This is a genomic window from Salinimicrobium terrae DSM 17865 (assembly GCF_000424665.1).
Classification (GTDB): Bacteria; Bacteroidota; Bacteroidia; order Flavobacteriales; family Flavobacteriaceae; genus Salinimicrobium; species Salinimicrobium terrae.
Genome location: NZ_AUKI01000005.1, coordinates 1 through 17,358, shown reverse-complemented (window position 1 = coordinate 17,358; position 17,358 = coordinate 1). Strand labels below are relative to the sequence as shown.

The window sequence follows — 17,358 nt, the reverse complement described above, 5'->3', positions numbered from 1 at the left end:
ATTGGTGTATAAAGTTTGTTAATCCTCATCGGCTTCGGGGTCGAACCATTCATCTAATTCCCTGCGGTCTTTTTTTGTAGGTCTGCCGGTGCCTTTCTTTCTATAATATTCCTGCGAATATTTTAGCAGCTCCCTTTTCTCGAGTTCTTCTTTGGGAGTGATATCATTTATATACAGGTTAACCAATTTTGCACCAACACGGCTTTTGGGAACATCAAGTACTTCTATCAAATAGTTGATTTGATTTTTCCTTACCTGAATCTTGTCTGTAGCGAAGACCTCTCTTGAAGGCTTGACCAGGGCTTCATTCATTCTCACTTTTCCCTGTTTGCATGCCTCGGTTGCTATGCTCCGGGTTTTAAAATATCTCACACACCATAAAAATTTATCTACTCTCATATTTGTACAGTAAAAATCTATCGATCCTAAGCAAAAATACAAGAATATTGTATCTTGCGGCCCTAAAATACCTTTTGATGAAACTGAATAAATTTTTGTTTTTATATTTTTTTACAGCCGTGTTTTTATTCTCCTGTGATAAGGACGATGATACTCCCGAAGTTGTTCCGCCAAGAGACAGGGGAGAGCAGGAGTTAACAGATCAGGCTGCATTGGAGGAATATCTGGATACCCATTTCTATAACTATGAGGAATTTGAAAATCCTCCGGCAGATTTTGACTACAATATCGAAATTGACACGATAAACGCTGATAATACAGATAAAACTCCGCTAAGCCAGTCACCATTGCTGGAGACAAAGAAATTCGACTATGAAGGAGTAGAGTATACATACTATGTTCTAAAGGTACGGGAAGGCGCAAGTGAGCAGTCGCAACCAAAATTTAGTGATTCAACTTTTGTTTCTTATGAAGGATCTTTTCTTAATCGGGACGTTTTTGAAACTTCCAATTATCCTACATGGCATGATCTCACTAGAAGACTCACCGGATTTGCGCAGGCCCTGACAGAATTCCGAGGAGCTTCAGGTTTTGATGTGTTGCCTGACAACACTGTAGAATGGAATAACGATTATGGAATAGGAGCTATGTTCCTTCCTTCGGGTCTTGGGTACTTTAATACATATCAGGAAGGTATTCCCACCTACAGTCCATTGGTTTTTACTTTCGACCTTTACAGAGTCAATGAAGCCGATCATGATAATGATGGAATTCCATCCTGGAGGGAAGATTTAGATGAAGATGAGTTAGTGTTCAATGATGATACAGACGGGGATAGAATTCCTAATTTTCTCGACCCAGATGATGACGGGGATTTCATACCAACTCTGGAAGAAATATCAGATGAGGATGGGAATATAATTTTTCCATATCCCGATGCCGATGAAGATGGAACACCAGATTATCTGGATCCAAATATTTAATTAAAAAAAGCCCTTTTCAGGGCTTTTTTTAATACTAATATATTTTCTACTATAGATTTAATGAGAGACTAAAAATGATCTGACTTGGTCGGGTATCAATTCTTCTTAATCCATCTTCGCTGTTAAGGTTCATAAACTCTGCCTCATTCTCCTTAAGTGCACGTTCATATCTAACATCTAACCCGAGACGTCCAAATTGAATTCCTGCACCTAATTGTGCCCCAATTGTGAATTCCTCCTCTACATCCCCAAGTTCAAAACCTTCAAAATCATTATCTACCATGTACTGAAGGCTGGGTCCTGCAAATAATCTAACAGGGCCAAAGACCTTTGTGCCCACTAAAATTGGTAGATCAATTTTTGTAACATTATAATCTGCTTCCTGTTGATTAAACATGTATGAGCTTTTAGTGGTCGTGTAAACCAGCTCAGGCCTCAAGAAAAAACCTAAAATATTTGCCTGGTAGTATAATCCTAAGTGATATCCCATTTTGCTTTCTCCACCTTCCAGGATATCTTCACCGGCACCGGTAACATCGGCATAAGTGATCTCACCATTATCGGCATAATTAAGCCCCCCCTTAATTCCAAATCCGTTCTGGGCCATTGCGGAGGAAGTAATACAAAACACAAGAATCGTTAGATACTTTTTCATAAGTTTGGTTTTTGTTCTTTTCATTAAACGTTTTCCTGAAGAAAATATTTCTGAAATAAAGAAATCCTCTCAAAAATGGCATTTTTAGAGAGGATTTTAAAAAAGCTGACCATTAAATTTTACTTTCTTTTGATCACTTTTTCTGAAGCTTTTACAATGGCAGCGGCGTTTAAACCATATTTTTCCATCAACTGCTCCGGGGTTCCGCTTTCACCAAAGGTGTCCATAGTGGCAACAAATTCCTGTGGTGCAGGATGATTTTGAACCAGTGTACGGGCAACGCTTTCCCCAAGGCCGCCAAGAAAGTTGTGTTCTTCGGCAGTTACAACACATCCCGTTTTTCCAACTGAAGCTAAAATAGCAGCTTCATCAAGCGGCTTTATTGTGTGTATGTTGATCACTTCAGCCGAAATTCCTTTTTCCTCCAGTTGTTCTGCCGCCTGTAAGGCTTCCCAGACCAAATGACCTGTGGCTATAATGGTTACATCCTTTCCCTCATTCAGTAAAAGGGCTTTTCCTATCTCGAATTTCTGATCTTCAGGAGTGAAATTTGCAACTTTTGGTCTTCCGAAGCGAAGATAAACGGGGCCATGGTGCTCAGCAATTGAAATGGTTGCAGCTTTGGTCTGGTTATAATCACAAGGATTGATCACAGTCATACCCGGCAACATTTTCATTAGACCGATATCTTCCAGGATCTGGTGGGTCGCTCCATCTTCACCCAGGGTAAGCCCCGCATGAGAGGCGCAAATTTTGACATTTTTGTCACTGTAGGCGATTGATTGCCTTATCTGATCATAAACCCTTCCGGTGGAAAAATTTGCAAAAGTTCCTGTAAAAGGAATTTTTCCGCCAATGGTCAATCCGGCTGCGATTCCCATCATGTTGGCTTCAGCAATTCCCACCTGAAAAAACCTTTCAGGATTTTCATCGATGAAATCCTGCATTTTTAAAGAACCAACCAAATCGGCACAAAGGGCTACCACATTGGGATTAGTCTTCCCAAGTTCAGTTAGTCCTGCTCCAAATCCGGAGCGCGTATCTTTTTTACCTGTATCTGTATATTTTTTCATAAGCTTCCCCCGATCCCTCCAAAGTAGGGAGTTAGGGTGTGTGTTAAATTATTAATAATATCACTTTTTTTACCCAAATTAGGATCCTCCCCTTCGGAAAGGTTGGGTGGGTCTAATAATCCCCTAAAGTTTCAGGATTTTGGGCCAGAGCTTCCTTTAGTTGTTCATCATTTGGAGCAACTCCGTGCCATTTGTGGCTTCCCATCATAAAATCTACTCCGTAACCCATTTCCGTATTTAACAAGATACAGACGGGTTTCCCCTGGCCGGTTCGGCTTTTGGCTTCTTTAAGACCTTCAAGTATTTTCGCAATACTATTTCCTTTCTCGATTTCAATGACATCCCATCCAAAAGCTTCAAATTTCACTTTTAGGTCTCCCATTGGCAGAACGTCATCTGTACAACCATCGATCTGCTGAAAATTGCGATCTACAGTAGCAATAAGATTGTCCACTTTTTTGGCAGCTGCATACATGATGGCTTCCCAGTTTTGTCCTTCCTGAAGCTCACCATCTCCGTGAAGGGTATAGACAAGGTGGTCATCTCCATTTAACTTTTTTGCCTGGGCTGCTCCCAGGGCAACAGACATTCCCTGGCCAAGAGATCCTGAAGCTACTCTCACCCCGGGCAGACCTTCGTGAGTAGTTGGATGTCCCTGCAGGCGGGAATCGATAAGTCTAAAGGTGCTGAGTTCCTCTACGGGAAAATATCCGCTACGGGCAAGCACGCTGTAAAAAACCGGGGAGATATGGCCATTGGAAAGGAAGAACAAATCTTCTCCAACTCCGTCCATATCAAATCCTTCTTTTCGCTCCATTACCTCCTGGTAAAGAACACTAATAAATTCGGCACAGCCTAAAGATCCTCCGGGATGTCCCGAATTCACCTTATGAACCTGCCTTACAATGTCCCTTCTCACCTGAGTGATAAAATCTTCTAGTTGTTGTGTGTTTGACATTTGGTTTAGATTAATTGTGTCGCAAAAATACTATTTTAGAATATTTAGGAAATCAACCAGCCTCAATTCTTATCAAAAGGTTTTAACAATCCATCATTCCATAAATCAGTAATTCGGAAACTGTTAACCTTTAATGGTAACTTGAACCAGAAGGTCACATTACAAAAATTATTTTCTTTTTCTCAACACTCCGGTTTTTAACCTCAACTACTAATTTTCTGCTCACTGCTTACTGCCACTGCCCACTTAAAATGGCTATCTTTGCGCCCATTAAAATTATATATGAAATTTGAATTAGCTGCTAATGACCCCGGTAGCAGTGCCAGGGCAGGAACTATAACTACAGATCACGGAACTATTGAAACCCCTATTTTTATGCCGGTAGGCACAATAGCCACCGTGAAAGGAATAAGCCAGAAAGATCTAAAAGAGCAGGTAAATCCTGATATTATTCTTGGTAATACTTACCACCTTTATCTTCGCCCGCAGACAGAGATCCTCAGGAAAGCGGGAGGTCTTCATAAGTTCATGAATTGGGATAGAAATATTCTTACCGATAGTGGAGGCTATCAGGTATATTCCCTTTCTGAGAGACGGAAGATCAAGGAAGAAGGTGTTAGGTTCAAATCCCATATTGATGGATCTTTTCATAATTTCACTCCCGAGAACGTTATGGATACCCAGCGCCTCATTGGTGCCGATATTATCATGGCTTTTGATGAATGCACCCCTTATCCCTGTGACTATCGCTACGCTAAGAATTCAATGCACCGCACCCACCGTTGGTTGGATAGATGTATAGCCCATTTCGATAAAAATCCGCCGCTATATGGTTATTCCCAGGCGCTTTTTCCTATAGTGCAGGGAAGTACTTATAAGGATTTAAGAGAGGAATCGGCAGAGTATATTGCTGCATCGGGAGCCGAGGGTAATGCTATCGGCGGACTTTCTGTTGGAGAACCTGCTGAAGAAATGTATGCCATGACCGAAGTAGTGACGACAATCCTTCCGAAGGAAAAGCCGCGATATCTAATGGGAGTTGGGACGCCAATCAATATTCTTGAAAATATTGCGCTGGGGGTGGATATGTTCGATTGTGTGATGCCCACCAGGAACGCAAGAAACGGAATGCTTTTTACCGCACACGGGACCATAAATATCAAGAACAAAAAGTGGGAAGATGATTTCTCTCCAATAGATGATAGCGGCATAACCTATGTCGATACTTTTTATACAAAGGCATACCTTAAACATTTGTTTTCTGTTAATGAATTGCTTGGCAAGCAAATTGCAACAATGCATAACCTCGGTTTTTACCTCTGGTTGGTTCGTGAAGCCAGAAAACATATCTTAGCCGGGGATTTTGCCACCTGGAAAAATATGATGGTACAGCAAATGAACAAACGTCTCTAATTTGAAGATCCTTGACTGGTACATATTAAAGAGATATCTGGGAACATTTATTTTAATGTTACTCCTCTTTATTCCTATTGGTATAACAGTGAACCTGGCAGAGAAGATCGACAAGATCATTCGAAATGAGGTGCCTTTTTTGGAGGTGGTGAATTACTACATCGACTTTACCATCTACTTCGCTAATTTACTTTTTCCTCTTTTTCTGTTCCTGTCGGTAATTTGGTTCACCTCTAAACTTGCACAAAACACAGAGATCATTGCTTTTTTAAGTAGCGGGGTATCCTTTTGGCGCTTTCTTCGGCCATATATGATAGGTTCTACCATAGTGTGTGCCGCTGCCCTTATCATGGGGATGTATCTTGCGCCCACTGCCAGTAAAGGCTTTAATGAATTTAAATATACTTATTTAAAAAAGGGAAGTGAAGTCCAGGAGACGAGTGATGTCTACAGGCAAATCAATGACAATGAATTTATATATGCTTCACATTTCCAACCTCGGATAAATTCTGCTCAGAACTTCACTCTAGAACACTTTGAGGGAAACAAGATGCTGTTTAAAATTAGCGCCTCAAGGTTGAAGTTAAATGAGGAAGATTCAACCTACACCTTAACGAACTATAATAAACGTATTATAGGTGAAGATGGAGATAAGCTCATCACTGAAATGAGTAAAGATACTGTTCTTCCTTTTGACTTTGAAGAACTAACCCCGGTCTCTTATATGGCCGAAACGCTCAACTACGATGAACTTGAAGCTTTTATTGAGCAGGAAAAAAGTCGCGGTTCAGGCAATATAAACCGTTATAAGGTAGTGGCCTATAAACGCTGGAGTCTTCCCGTTTCGGCATATATCCTTACTGTGATAGCGGTAGCCGTATCTTCCATGAAGCGTCGTGGTGGTATGGGAGTCAACCTGGCTTTGGGAATCACCCTGGCTTTTGTTTTCATCTTTATGGACAAGGTCTTTGGAACTATTGCCGAACAAAGTACATTTTCTCCCTTGCTTGCCGTGTGGTTTCCGAACATTTTCTTCGGAATTCTGGCTGTTTACCTGCTTTGGAATGCTAAACGATAAAGTAAAGGCTTATCTCCATTTTCACGTCATTGTGTTCATCTGGGGATTCACGGCCGTGCTGGGAGCATTGATAACTCTTGATGCTGTACCTTTGGTATGGTACAGGATGTTATTGGCAAGTGTCTTTATTTTTCTTTGGATCAAATGGAAGAAGAAAAAATTAAGTCTTGCACCAAGACGGATCCTGGTAATGTTGATTGCCGGAGTGGTAATTGCAGCACATTGGCTTACTTTTTTTGGAGCTATAAAGGTTTCTAACGTTAGTATTACACTTGCTTTGCTTTCTACCGGGGCTTTTTTTACTTCTATACTGGAACCAATTTTTTACAAGCGGAAAGTCATTTGGTATGAGATCCTTTTCGGTGTCGTTGTAATCTGCGGACTTTATATTATTTTTAAGGTAGAGACGGAATATGTGTTGGGAATCCTGCTTGCTTTAGTTTCAGCATTTCTTTCTGCAGTCTTCTCCTTAATAAATGGGAAATTAGCTAAACAGGAAGATGCCTCGGTGATTTCTTTTTATGAACTGCTCACCGGTACCGGAGCCATAACGATCTATCTGCTTATAATTACCTTCTTCGGAAGCAGTACTACTGGTTCCAATAATGACTTTTTCGATATTTCAGCTTTGGATTGGACTTACCTGCTTATCCTGGCTTCTGTATGTACCGCCTATGCTTTTATAGCTTCTGTAGCTGTCATGCGACACTTAAGTCCATACACAATAATGCTCACCATCAACCTTGAACCTGTTTACGGAATTCTCCTTGCTTTTTGGGTCTTTGGAAGCGATGAAGCGATGAAGCCCGGCTTTTACTACGGGGCGGCCATTATTGTAATTACAGTAATTATGAACGGCTTTCTAAAGACGAGGAGAAAATTCAGAAAACAACCAAAAGCTACCTCTTAAGTTTCTTATATTTGTAAGCTAATTAAAAACAACCATAGCTCATTATGGAATATTTAGACTTTGAATTGCCTATAAAGGAGTTGGAAGATCAATACCAGAAGGCTTGTGCCATAGGTCAGGAAAGTGATGTTGATGTCACTGCCACCTGTCGTCAAATCGAAAAAAGACTTAACGAAACAAAAAAAGAAATATATAAGAACCTAACTGCCTGGCAGCGGGTTCAGCTTTCCAGGCATCCAAACCGACCATATACCCTCGATTATATTAATTCTATTTGTGGGGATACATTTCTGGAACTTCATGGGGACCGGAATGTAAAGGACGATAAAGCTATGATTGGCGGCCTTGGGAAAATAGGGGATCAAAGTTATATGTTCGTAGGTCAACAGAAGGGTTATAATACCAAAACCCGCCAGTACCGTAATTTCGGAATGGCTAATCCTGAAGGTTACCGAAAAGCACTTCGCCTTATGAAATCTGCGGAAAAATTTGGAATTCCTGTAGTTACTTTTGTGGATACACCCGGTGCTTATCCCGGCCTTGAAGCTGAAGAACGTGGACAGGGAGAGGCTATTGCCCGAAATATTCTGGAGATGACCCGTCTAAAAGTGCCAATTATCGTAGTGATTATTGGAGAAGGAGCAAGTGGAGGAGCCCTCGGAATTGGTGTAGGTGACAAAGTACTTATGTTGGAAAATACATGGTATTCTGTAATTTCTCCTGAATCCTGTTCTTCCATTCTATGGAGAAGCTGGGAGTTTAAAGAAAGAGCAGCCGATGCTTTAAAGCTTACCGCCAAGGACATGAAAAAGCAGAAGCTTATTGATGAGATCGTTAAAGAACCGGTGGGAGGTGCTCATAGCAACAGGGAAATGACTTTTGATATTGTGAAGAATGCCATTTCTGATGCTTACGGTGAATTTAAAAACTTATCACCAGAAGAATTAGTCAAAAAACGTATGGATAAATATTCTCAGATGGGAGTGTTTAAAGGTTAAAACCTTATTACATAAGACAGCAAAAAATCCGAAGGGTTTCTCTTCGGATTTTTTTGGCCTTATCAACAAATAATTAAAGTTATTAACAGTTAAAATGTTCATAAACTGTGAACTAAGTAAAGTCGTTTACGGCGAAGTTCTAAACTCAATTTTTCTACTTTCGTAACATGGAAAAAGTCAAAGCCCCTCAAAATATTAATTACAGCCCCGGGAATGTTATCAATCTCGAGAAAGGAAAACTTCCGCCTCAAGCTGTTGATTTAGAAGAAGTTGTGCTTGGCGCGATGATGATTGATAAAAGAGGGGTGGACGAGATTATTGACATTTTACATCCCGATGTTTTCTATAAGAATGCACATCAATATATTTTTGAAGCCATTTTTAAGTTGTTTGAAAATTCTGAACCGGTTGACTTATTAACGGTTTCCAACCAATTAAGGAAAGATCAGAAACTGGAGCAGGTGGGTGGTGATTTTTACCTCGTGCAGCTTACTCAAAAAGTGTCATCTTCTGCCCATATTGAATTCCATGCAAGGATTATTCTTCAAAAATATATTCAGCGTAGTTTGATCAAGATATCAAACGAAATCATTGAAGATTCATATGATGAAACCACAGATGTTTTTGACCTTTTAGACACCGCAGAATCCAAACTTTATGAAGTAACCCAGGGGAACATCAAAAGATCATCAGAGACTGCTCAGGATCTTGTGATGCAGGCTAAGAAAAAGATCCAGGAGATATCCAATAAATCGGGTCTTTCTGGTATTCCTTCCGGTTTTGAAAAATTGGACAAGTTAACTTCCGGTTGGCAGCCCAGTGACCTTATTATTGTTGCTGCCCGTCCCGGTATGGGTAAAACGGCGCTTACCTTGTCTATGGCGCGAAATATTTCTGTGGGACAGAATATTCCGGTGGCTTTTTTCTCTTTAGAGATGTCCTCGGTGCAGTTGATCACCCGTTTAATTTCCTCCGAAACCGGACTTTCTTCAGAAAAGCTCCGTACCGGAAACCTCGAAAAACACGAGTGGGAGCAACTAAACGTAAAAGTAAAAGGTCTTGAAAAAGCACCACTTTTTATAGATGATACCCCTTCACTTTCAATTTTTGACCTTAGGGCGAAAGCTAGGAGGCTTGCTTCACAGCACGGGATCAAATTGATCGTGATCGATTACCTTCAGCTAATGACTGCCGGTGGTAGTCAAAAAGGCGGAAACCGGGAACAGGAAATTTCCACAATTTCCAGGAACCTGAAAGCTCTTGCCAAAGAACTTAACGTGCCTGTGATTGCACTATCTCAGCTTTCCCGGGCAGTTGAAACGAGAGGGGGGTCAAAAAGGCCACTTTTAAGTGATCTTAGGGAATCCGGAGCAATTGAACAAGATGCCGATATCGTTTCCTTCATTTACCGCCCCGAATATTATAAGATCGAGGAGTGGGATGATGAAGAACGTTCACCTACAGACGGGCAGGCAGAATTTATTGTTGCCAAGCACAGGAATGGTGGACTTGAGAATATTAGGCTGAAATTCGTTGGACATTTAGGTAAATTCGATAACTTAGATGATTTTGATTCTCCATCGGAATTTCATTCGAAAATGAATGACAACGATTCAGGAGATATGAGCTTTACTACCGGTCATTTTCCCAGTGCCGATGAAGCTTTTGGAAGCTCAATGAATGATGATCTTAATGATGACGATAGCGACGTACCTTTTTAAAAATATATTTTTTTTTCTTCGAAATTTTTTCGGAAAAGAAACTTCTGTAAGTAATAATTCAAAGGCCGGAAAGAAATTTCTCTTTTCCGGCCTTTTTGTGCTTTTGTTTTGTTTTCTGCTCCCTGCTTCGGCCTTTGCCTCGCAAATCCTTATTCCCATGGATGCAGAGACACAACGAAATCATCTGAAGGCATACGGGATCACTTACTGGATGCTTGAAAAGGATGTAAAAGTGCAGTGGTTGCTCAACTATCGGGGCGGATCTTTTCTTTTACCCGATTCGGAAGAATTGAGGCGGGAGTGTCAAATACGGGGAGTTTCGTTTGAGGTCATCAGCGATCAGAAAACTGAAAATTTACTGGAAGAGATCTCCAGTCCATCAAAGAATATGGAAGCTGTTCTGCTTGAAAAAGCACCCAGAATAGCCGTTTATTCACCCCAGGGAAACAGGCCATGGGACGATGCCGTCACTATGGTGCTCACTTATGCCGAAATTCCTTATGAAACAATTTACGATGAAGAAGTTTTGAATGATGCTTTACTCCTGTTCGACTGGCTACATCTGCATCATGAAGATTTTACCGGCCAGTATGGAAAGTTCTACCGCAGCTACCGCACTGCGCCCTGGTATATTGAAGAGAAAAAACAAGCCGAGGCAATGGCTTCAAGACTGGGTTATGATAAAGTCTCGGAAGAGAAACTTGCTGTTGCTCTCAGGATTAGAGATTATGTCGTTGGAGGCGGATTTATGTTCGCAATGTGCAGTGCAACCGATAGCTTTGATATTGCATTATCAGCCGAAGGTGTAGATATTGCCGAGCCCATGTTCGACGGAGATCCCAGTGATGCCGATTATCAGAAAAGGCTGAATTTCGAAAAAAGTTTTGCTTTTGAAAATTTTATTCTCGAACGTAATCCTATGGTTTATGAATTTTCTTCTATTGATATGACCGGGAAACGGCAGGTGCCTATGGATGTGGATTATTTTACACTTATGGAATACTCGGCAAAGTGGGATCCTGTTCCTACCATGCTTACCCAAAACCATACAATGCTGGTAAAAGGGTTTATGGGACAAACAACAGCTTATGATCCTGCAAACTTAAAACCTACAGTTTTGGTTATGGGAGAGAGCAAGATCAATGGCGAAGCAAAATATATCCATGGAATAAAAGGTAACGGGTTTTTTACCTTTTACGGAGGTCATGATCCCGAAGATTATCAGCACATGGTTGGAGATCCCAAAACTGAACTGGAACTTCATCCTACCTCCCCGGGATATCGTCTTATCCTGAATAATGTTCTTTTTCCTGCTGCCAAAAAACAAAAACAGAAGACATAAGTCTCCTGTTTTTGTTAGATCACAAATCTCACATCTATTTCATGAAAATCGATTCCCATCAACACTTTTGGAATTACGATTCTGAAAAATATTCATGGATTCCAGATGAAATGGCGGTAATCAGGAAGGATTTTACCCCGGAAGATCTTCGCTCCATACTCTCCAAAAATGGCTTTTCAGGCTGTGTTGCTGTACAGGCACATCAATCTGAAGCCGAGACAGAAAACCTTCTGAAAATGGCAAATAAGCACGACTTTATCAAAGGGGTAGTTGGTTGGGTGGATCTAAGTTCACCCGATGTGAAGGAGCGCCTGAAAGTTTTTTCCAAAGATCCATTTTTGAAAGGTATACGTCATACGGTTTGGGACGAAAAAGGAGAATTTATGACAGCTCCCGATTTGCAGCGTGGACTGACTTTTTTGGCTAATCTTGGATTAACTTATGATATTCTGGCATTTGATTATCAGCTGGGATCTGCAGTAGAAATGGTACAGGCATTTCCAAGACAAAAATTTGTGCTGGATCATATGGGAAAGCCGAAGATTACTGGAAAACCTGATAAGGAGTGGGAGAGGCATATCGGGCAATTGGCAGAATCACCAAATGTTTGGTGCAAAATTTCCGGTTTGGTAACTCAAACTCCCGACTTCAGCTGGAAAACTTCCGATTTTTCATCTCATTTGGAGGTGGTAACTGAAGCTTTTGGAGCAGACAGGCTCATGTTTGGATCCGATTGGCCTGTCTGTCTTTCCGCAGCAAATTATAAGGAGGTGGTTGGAGTAGTGGAGGAATTTTTCAGCAGTTATTCAAAGGAAGATAAGGAGAAGATCTTTGGGAGAAATGCCGTAGAATTTTATAACTTGAGGTAGTATTGAAAAATCGATAATATGGATTATATCTTTCAGACGGAGATAGAGCTTGCACTACGGCCAAGAGGCTTTCACCTTATAACAGACGAAGTGGTGCGGCAAATCCCGGAAATAAAGAATGTTTCCATAGGACTGCTGAATGTTTTTATCAAACATACTTCTGCCGGTCTCACCATTAACGAAAATGCCGATCCCACAGTCAGGGAGGACTTTGAAAGCCATTTTGACAAGATGGTGCCCGAGGATCAGCCTTATTACAAGCACAACATAGAAGGTAGTGATGATATGCCGGCGCATATTAAAGCAGCTCTTTTAGGTTCTTCGCTCCAGATCCCCATCACCAATGGCCGACTAAATCTTGGTACCTGGCAGGGTATATATCTGTGTGAGCACCGCGATCAGGGCGGCAGCAGGAAATTGGTGCTCACTATAACAGGAGAAAAAAAATAACCTGGCAGAATATTCTCCATTACAGTCATCCTGAATTTGTTTCAGGATCTTTCTAAAGTTTGATAATGCTTCTTTTAGTTTCTACAAAATCTTGAAAAAAGAAGAGATTTCTCTCTCCGCTATCGCTCGTTCAGAATGGCAGGATGACTCCAAACATTGTAAATAAAAAAGATCCCGCTCTTTCGAACGGGATCTTTTATAAGTGAGATAACAGTTTAATTTATTTTACTTTTTTGACGATAGCTTCAAACGCATCGGGATGGTTCATCGCTAAATCTGCAAGAACCTTACGGTTCAATTCGATTCCTGCGCCTTTTACCTTCCCTATGAATTGAGAATAAGACATTCCGTGAGTACGGGCTCCTGCGTTGATACGCATGATCCATAGTGAACGGAAATTTCTCTTCTTGGTCTTACGGTCTCTATAAGCATATAACATTGCTTTATCAACCGCGTTTTTCGCTACTGTCCAAACGTTCTTACGACGTCCAAAGTAACCTTTTGCTTGCTTAAGAACCTTTTTTCTTCTGGCTCTCTTCGCAACTGAATTTACTGATCTTGGCATATTTTTAAATTTTTTTGTAGCAGGCGACCGGTAACCGGCACTTTTTTATTAGAAAAGATCTCAATACTCATATCTAAAATCTCACTTCTAACAGGCCCAACTCCAGGGTTATTAAATTTGGTAAACCATCAAAGGTTCAACTACAATAAACGCAATTGAAGTTTGATATTTTTCTCGTCTGCTTCATGTACCAAAGTACTGTGAGTCAGCGCTAGCTTTTGTTTTTTAGTCTTCTTTGTTAAGATGTGACTTTTAAACGCATGCTTTCTTTTGATCTTTCCGGTACCGGTAAGCTTAAAACGCTTTTTGGCACTGGATTTTGTTTTCATCTTAGGCATTCTGTCCTTCTTTTTAATTATCTCACTTATTATTGTAAATCGGTCTTACTCTCGGAGAGCTGGCCGATATTATTTCGATTTGGTCTTCTTGGGTGAAAGGAACATGGTCATTCTTTTTCCTTCAAGTTTAGGCATTTGTTCTACCTTTCCAAGTTCTTCCAGGTCGGTAGCAAGGCGCAATAACAGGATTTCTCCCTGCTCCTTAAATACAATAGAACGTCCTTTAAAGAAAACAAAGGCTTTCAATTTCGCCCCATCCTTAAGGAACTTCTCTGCATTCCTTTTCTTAAACTCATAGTCGTGATCGTCTGTATTAGGACCAAAACGTATTTCTTTGACAACCACCTGGGTTGCTTTGGCCTTTAAAGCCTTATCACGCTTTTTCTGTTCATAGAGAAACTTCTTATAGTCCATTACTTTGGCCACGGGAGGATTGGCATTTGGGGATATTTCCACCAGGTCCAGCTCCTGCTCTTCGGCAATGGCTAATGCTTTACGGGTTGGGTAAACACCCATTTCCACGTTGTCGCCCACAAGGCGAACTTCTTCCGCACGGATCTTTCCGTTAATTTTGTGCGGATCTTCTTTGATTTCTCTAAGAGGTCTTTTGGTTCTTTTTCTACGTATTGCTATGGCTCAAAAATTTTGGTTAAACTTCAAATGATTGTAATGTACTATTTACTTCTTTTTTAATTAATTCGGCAAAGTCTTCAACAGACATGCTGCCAAGATCACCTTCCCCATGTTTACGTACAGAAACCGTTCCATTCTCTGCCTCCTGTTCTCCAACGATCAGCATATATGGAAATTTGTTCACTTCTGCACCCCGAATTTTCTTCCCAATGGTTTCGTTCCGGTTGTCCACAAGGGCGCGAATTTCGTGATTTTCCAGCAAAGTTAAAACTTTTTGGCTGTATTTTTCATATTTCTCACTGAGGGAGAGAATAATAGCCTGTTCAGGCATCAACCACAACGGGAAATTACCGGCTGTATGTTCTAAAAGGATGGCAACAAAACGTTCCATACTTCCAAAGGGAGCACGGTGGATCATCACCGGCCGGTGCATTTCATTGTCACTTCCTTTATATGTAAGATCGAATCTTTCAGGCAAGTTATAATCTACCTGAATCGTTCCCAGCTGCCATTGCCTGCCAAGCGCGTCCTTCACCATAAAATCTAGTTTAGGTCCATAAAAGGCAGCCTCTCCGGTTTCAACAACATAATTTAGTCCTTTCTCTTTGGCTGCGCTTATAATAGCGTTTTCAGCCTTCTCCCAGTTTTCGTCAGATCCTATGTATTTTGATTTATTCTCCTTATCTCTTAATGACACTTGTGCAGTGAAGTTTTCAAATCCAAGAGAGTTGAATACATATAAGGTAAGGTCTATTACTTTCTTGAATTCAGCATCCAGTTGATCTGGAGTACAGAAAATGTGGGCGTCATCCTGCGTAAATCCACGAACGCGGGTTAGTCCGTGTAACTCCCCACTTTGCTCATAGCGATAAACAGTTCCGAATTCTGCAAAGCGCTTCGGAAGATCCTTATAGCTCCAGTGTCCATTATTATATATCTCACAGTGATGAGGGCAATTCATCGGTTTCAGCAAAAATTCTTCTCCTTCATTTGGAGTCTTGATTGGCTGAAAACTGTCTTCTCCGTATTTCTCATAGTGACCTGATGTCACATATAGTTCTTTGTGGCCAATATGCGGAGTAACCACCATTTCGTACCCGGCTTTTTTCTGCGCCTTTTTCAAAAAGTTTTCCAGGCGCTCTCTTAAAGCAGCACCCTTCGGAAGCCATAATGGCAGTCCCTGTCCAACTTTTTGAGAAAAAGTAAATAATTCCAGTTCCTTCCCAAGCTTGCGATGATCTCTTTTCTTAGCCTCTTCCAGAAGTTCCAGATACTCCTTAAGGTCTTTTTGCTTCGGAAACGAAATTCCGTACACTCTTGTCAGCTGCGGATTTTTCTCATTTCCTCTCCAGTAAGCACCGGCAACGCTCATAAGTTTCACTGCTTTTATAACCCCTGTGTTGGGAAGATGACCTCCGCGACATAAATCCGTGAAGGTATCATGGTCGCAGAAGGTGATGGTACCGTCCTCAAGGTTTTCAATCAATTCAACCTTGAAAGGGTTATTTTCTTTTTTATAAAAATCAAGTGCCTCCTGTTTGGAAACCTCTCTCATCTGGAAGTCGTGCTTTCCGCGGGAAATTTCCAGCATACGATCCTCGATCTTTTTGAAATCGTTCTCAGAGATCTTTTGCTCTCCAAAATCCACGTCATAATAGAAGCCGTTTTCGATAGCGGGACCTATAGTCAATTTTGCTCCGGGATAAAGATCTTGGATTGCCTGAGCCATAACGTGAGAAGAAGAGTGCCAAAAAGCCTTTTTTCCCTCCTCATCATTCCAGGTAAATAAAGTAAGGCTGCCGTCGGTATTAAGAGGAGTGGTAGTCTCCACCACCGTATTATTGAACTTTGCCGAAATCACATTGCGGGCAAGGCCTTCGCTAATGCTTTTTGCTACCTCCATTGGAGTAGTGCCGTTTTCAAACTCTTTAATACTGCCGTCGGGCAACGTAATCTTTATCATAAAACTGTTATTAAGTGTGCAAAGATAACAGGTTCACGGGTGCTTTACAATACTATTATATAGGTATATGCTTTTTTTGAGCGTTCCCCCGCCTTTGCTACCGCGCATGCGGGGTCGGGCTATTCGCTTCAATCTTTTTGCTCATGCTTCACAAAAGGATTTCCGCTGCTATCCCTAACGCGGGTTGAAAAAAAATAATCACCTCTCAAAAAAGTCATTTTCAACACCTTATCTGGGGGAGGTTTTGAAATGTCAAAAAAACCTTAAAAAAGTTGTGGTACAAGTTTGCAGAAGTAGAAATCGGTAGTATATTTGCACCCGCTTTGAGAAACAACAAAGGGTTTTATATCCGGGAGTTGTAAGCCGGTAGGGCAGGAGTATCGAAGTAAAATTGGTCTGGTTGAAATAGCAGGCAAAGTTCTCTGAAAAAGTTTTGAATTTTAACTTGGATAATAAAGACTAAAGGTTGTAAATTTGCAAGCTCGTTCTTTAAGAAAGCTAAAAACAGGAGCTAAGAAAAAATTTAATTTTTTTTCTTGCTGGTTTTAAAAAAGGTTGTAGATTTGCAGCCGCTTAGAACAGGAGCGAAGTTCATTAAAACATACTGAAATAGAAATCCCGGGACGGGTAATAATAAAAAAGGTTCAACTCCTTTTATTTCACAAGACGATCCTTCCAAATAAACGGAATGATCCTCCCCTTTCGAAGGGGAGGTGCCGAAGGCGGAGGGGTTCGAGTTCATTGACATATTGAATTGACAGCGCGTATGTTGCTTTAATTAGTAACAAATGCAAATAAGAATTAAGACTAGAAGAACGTTTTGAGCTTTGATCCCCGATAGCTATCGGGGTGAAGAAGAGGAATTCCTTTAGTAGTTGTTAAAGTATATAAGATTTAACGATGAAGAGTTTGATCCTGGCTCAGGATGAACGCTAGCGGCAGGCTTAACACATGCAAGTCGAGGGGCAGCACGTCTTCGGATGGTGGCGACCGGCGCACGGGTGCGTAAC

17 protein-coding genes and 1 rRNA gene are annotated in these 17,358 nt (G+C 41.0%); 10 read left to right on the top strand and 8 right to left on the bottom strand.

Annotated elements, in window-relative coordinates; genetic code table 11:
* Positions 1–18: 18 nt before the first annotated feature.
* On the bottom strand, positions 19–399 hold the full coding sequence (locus H148_RS0102040; protein WP_029033311.1) for an RNA-binding S4 domain-containing protein: 381 nt from the start codon (positions 397–399) through the stop codon (positions 19–21).
* 77 nt (positions 400–476) lie between these two features.
* Here H148_RS0102040 and H148_RS0102035 point away from each other — a divergent pair, with 77 nt between their 5' ends.
* Complete coding sequence (locus H148_RS0102035; protein ID WP_029033310.1) at positions 477–1,382, top strand: FKBP-type peptidyl-prolyl cis-trans isomerase; 906 nt, start codon at positions 477–479, stop codon at positions 1,380–1,382.
* Positions 1,383–1,431: 49 nt separating this feature from the next.
* On the opposite strand, the gene H148_RS0102030 is transcribed toward H148_RS0102035, so the two are convergent.
* The 3 genes from H148_RS0102030 to H148_RS0102015 form a co-directional block, all read right to left on the bottom strand.
* Positions 1,432–2,037 (bottom strand): outer membrane beta-barrel protein, encoded by a 606-nt coding sequence (locus tag H148_RS0102030; RefSeq protein WP_029033309.1) that lies wholly within the window; start codon positions 2,035–2,037, stop codon positions 1,432–1,434.
* A gap of 119 nt (positions 2,038–2,156) precedes the next feature.
* Complete coding sequence (locus H148_RS0102020; RefSeq protein WP_029033308.1) at positions 2,157–3,110, bottom strand: transketolase family protein; 954 nt, start codon at positions 3,108–3,110, stop codon at positions 2,157–2,159.
* A 112-nt stretch (positions 3,111–3,222) separates the two neighbouring features.
* On the bottom strand, positions 3,223–4,068 hold the full coding sequence (locus H148_RS0102015) for a transketolase (protein WP_029033307.1): 846 nt from the start codon (positions 4,066–4,068) through the stop codon (positions 3,223–3,225).
* A 282-nt stretch (positions 4,069–4,350) separates the two neighbouring features.
* Here H148_RS0102015 and tgt point away from each other — a divergent pair, with 282 nt between their 5' ends.
* The 8 genes from tgt to H148_RS0101975 all read left to right on the top strand — a co-directional run bounded on the left by tgt (position 4,351) and on the right by H148_RS0101975 (position 12,849).
* On the top strand, positions 4,351–5,481 hold the full coding sequence (gene tgt, locus H148_RS0102010) for a tRNA guanosine(34) transglycosylase Tgt (protein ID WP_029033306.1): 1,131 nt from the start codon (positions 4,351–4,353) through the stop codon (positions 5,479–5,481).
* Position 5,482: 1 nt separating this feature from the next.
* On the top strand, positions 5,483–6,559 hold the full coding sequence (locus H148_RS0102005) for an LptF/LptG family permease (RefSeq protein ID WP_029033305.1): 1,077 nt from the start codon (positions 5,483–5,485) through the stop codon (positions 6,557–6,559).
* Positions 6,546–7,469 carry a DMT family transporter gene (locus tag H148_RS0102000; protein WP_029033304.1) on the top strand — a complete coding sequence of 308 codons (924 nt, stop codon included), beginning with the start codon at positions 6,546–6,548 and terminating at the stop codon, positions 7,467–7,469. The genes H148_RS0102005 and H148_RS0102000 overlap by 14 nt, the downstream gene beginning before the upstream one ends.
* Before the next feature lie 44 nt (positions 7,470–7,513).
* Entirely contained in the window at positions 7,514–8,467 is a 954-nt protein-coding gene (locus H148_RS0101995) for an acetyl-CoA carboxylase carboxyltransferase subunit alpha (RefSeq protein ID WP_029033303.1), read from the top strand.
* A 167-nt stretch (positions 8,468–8,634) separates the two neighbouring features.
* Positions 8,635–10,188, top strand: a complete 1,554-nt coding sequence (dnaB, locus tag H148_RS0101990; RefSeq protein ID WP_029033302.1) for a replicative DNA helicase — start codon at positions 8,635–8,637, stop codon at positions 10,186–10,188.
* A gap of 157 nt (positions 10,189–10,345) precedes the next feature.
* Complete coding sequence (locus tag H148_RS0101985) at positions 10,346–11,530, top strand: hypothetical protein (protein ID WP_029033301.1); 1,185 nt, start codon at positions 10,346–10,348, stop codon at positions 11,528–11,530.
* 41 nt (positions 11,531–11,571) lie between these two features.
* The gene (locus H148_RS0101980) at positions 11,572–12,399 is read left to right on the top strand and encodes an amidohydrolase family protein (RefSeq protein WP_029033300.1); all 828 of its coding nucleotides are present in this window, start codon (positions 11,572–11,574) and stop codon (positions 12,397–12,399) included.
* A gap of 18 nt (positions 12,400–12,417) precedes the next feature.
* Positions 12,418–12,849 (top strand): secondary thiamine-phosphate synthase enzyme YjbQ, encoded by a 432-nt coding sequence (locus H148_RS0101975; protein WP_029033299.1) that lies wholly within the window; start codon positions 12,418–12,420, stop codon positions 12,847–12,849.
* A 220-nt stretch (positions 12,850–13,069) separates the two neighbouring features.
* On the opposite strand, the gene rplT is transcribed toward H148_RS0101975, so the two are convergent.
* The 4 genes from rplT to thrS all read right to left on the bottom strand — a co-directional run bounded on the left by rplT (position 13,070) and on the right by thrS (position 16,348).
* On the bottom strand, positions 13,070–13,414 hold the full coding sequence (rplT, locus tag H148_RS0101970) for a 50S ribosomal protein L20 (RefSeq protein ID WP_029033298.1): 345 nt from the start codon (positions 13,412–13,414) through the stop codon (positions 13,070–13,072).
* 140 nt (positions 13,415–13,554) lie between these two features.
* The gene (rpmI, locus tag H148_RS0101965) at positions 13,555–13,752 is read right to left on the bottom strand and encodes a 50S ribosomal protein L35 (protein ID WP_029033297.1); all 198 of its coding nucleotides are present in this window, start codon (positions 13,750–13,752) and stop codon (positions 13,555–13,557) included.
* 69 nt (positions 13,753–13,821) lie between these two features.
* Positions 13,822–14,343: a translation initiation factor IF-3 gene (gene infC, locus H148_RS0101960; RefSeq protein WP_281169088.1), complete on the bottom strand. Its 522-nt coding sequence runs from the start codon at positions 14,341–14,343 to the stop codon at positions 13,822–13,824.
* 58 nt (positions 14,344–14,401) lie between these two features.
* Positions 14,402–16,348, bottom strand: a complete 1,947-nt coding sequence (gene thrS / locus H148_RS0101955) for a threonine--tRNA ligase (protein WP_029033295.1) — start codon at positions 16,346–16,348, stop codon at positions 14,402–14,404.
* A gap of 897 nt (positions 16,349–17,245) precedes the next feature.
* Here thrS and H148_RS0101945 point away from each other — a divergent pair.
* Positions 17,246–17,358 (top strand): 16S ribosomal RNA (locus tag H148_RS0101945); the annotation flags it as partial.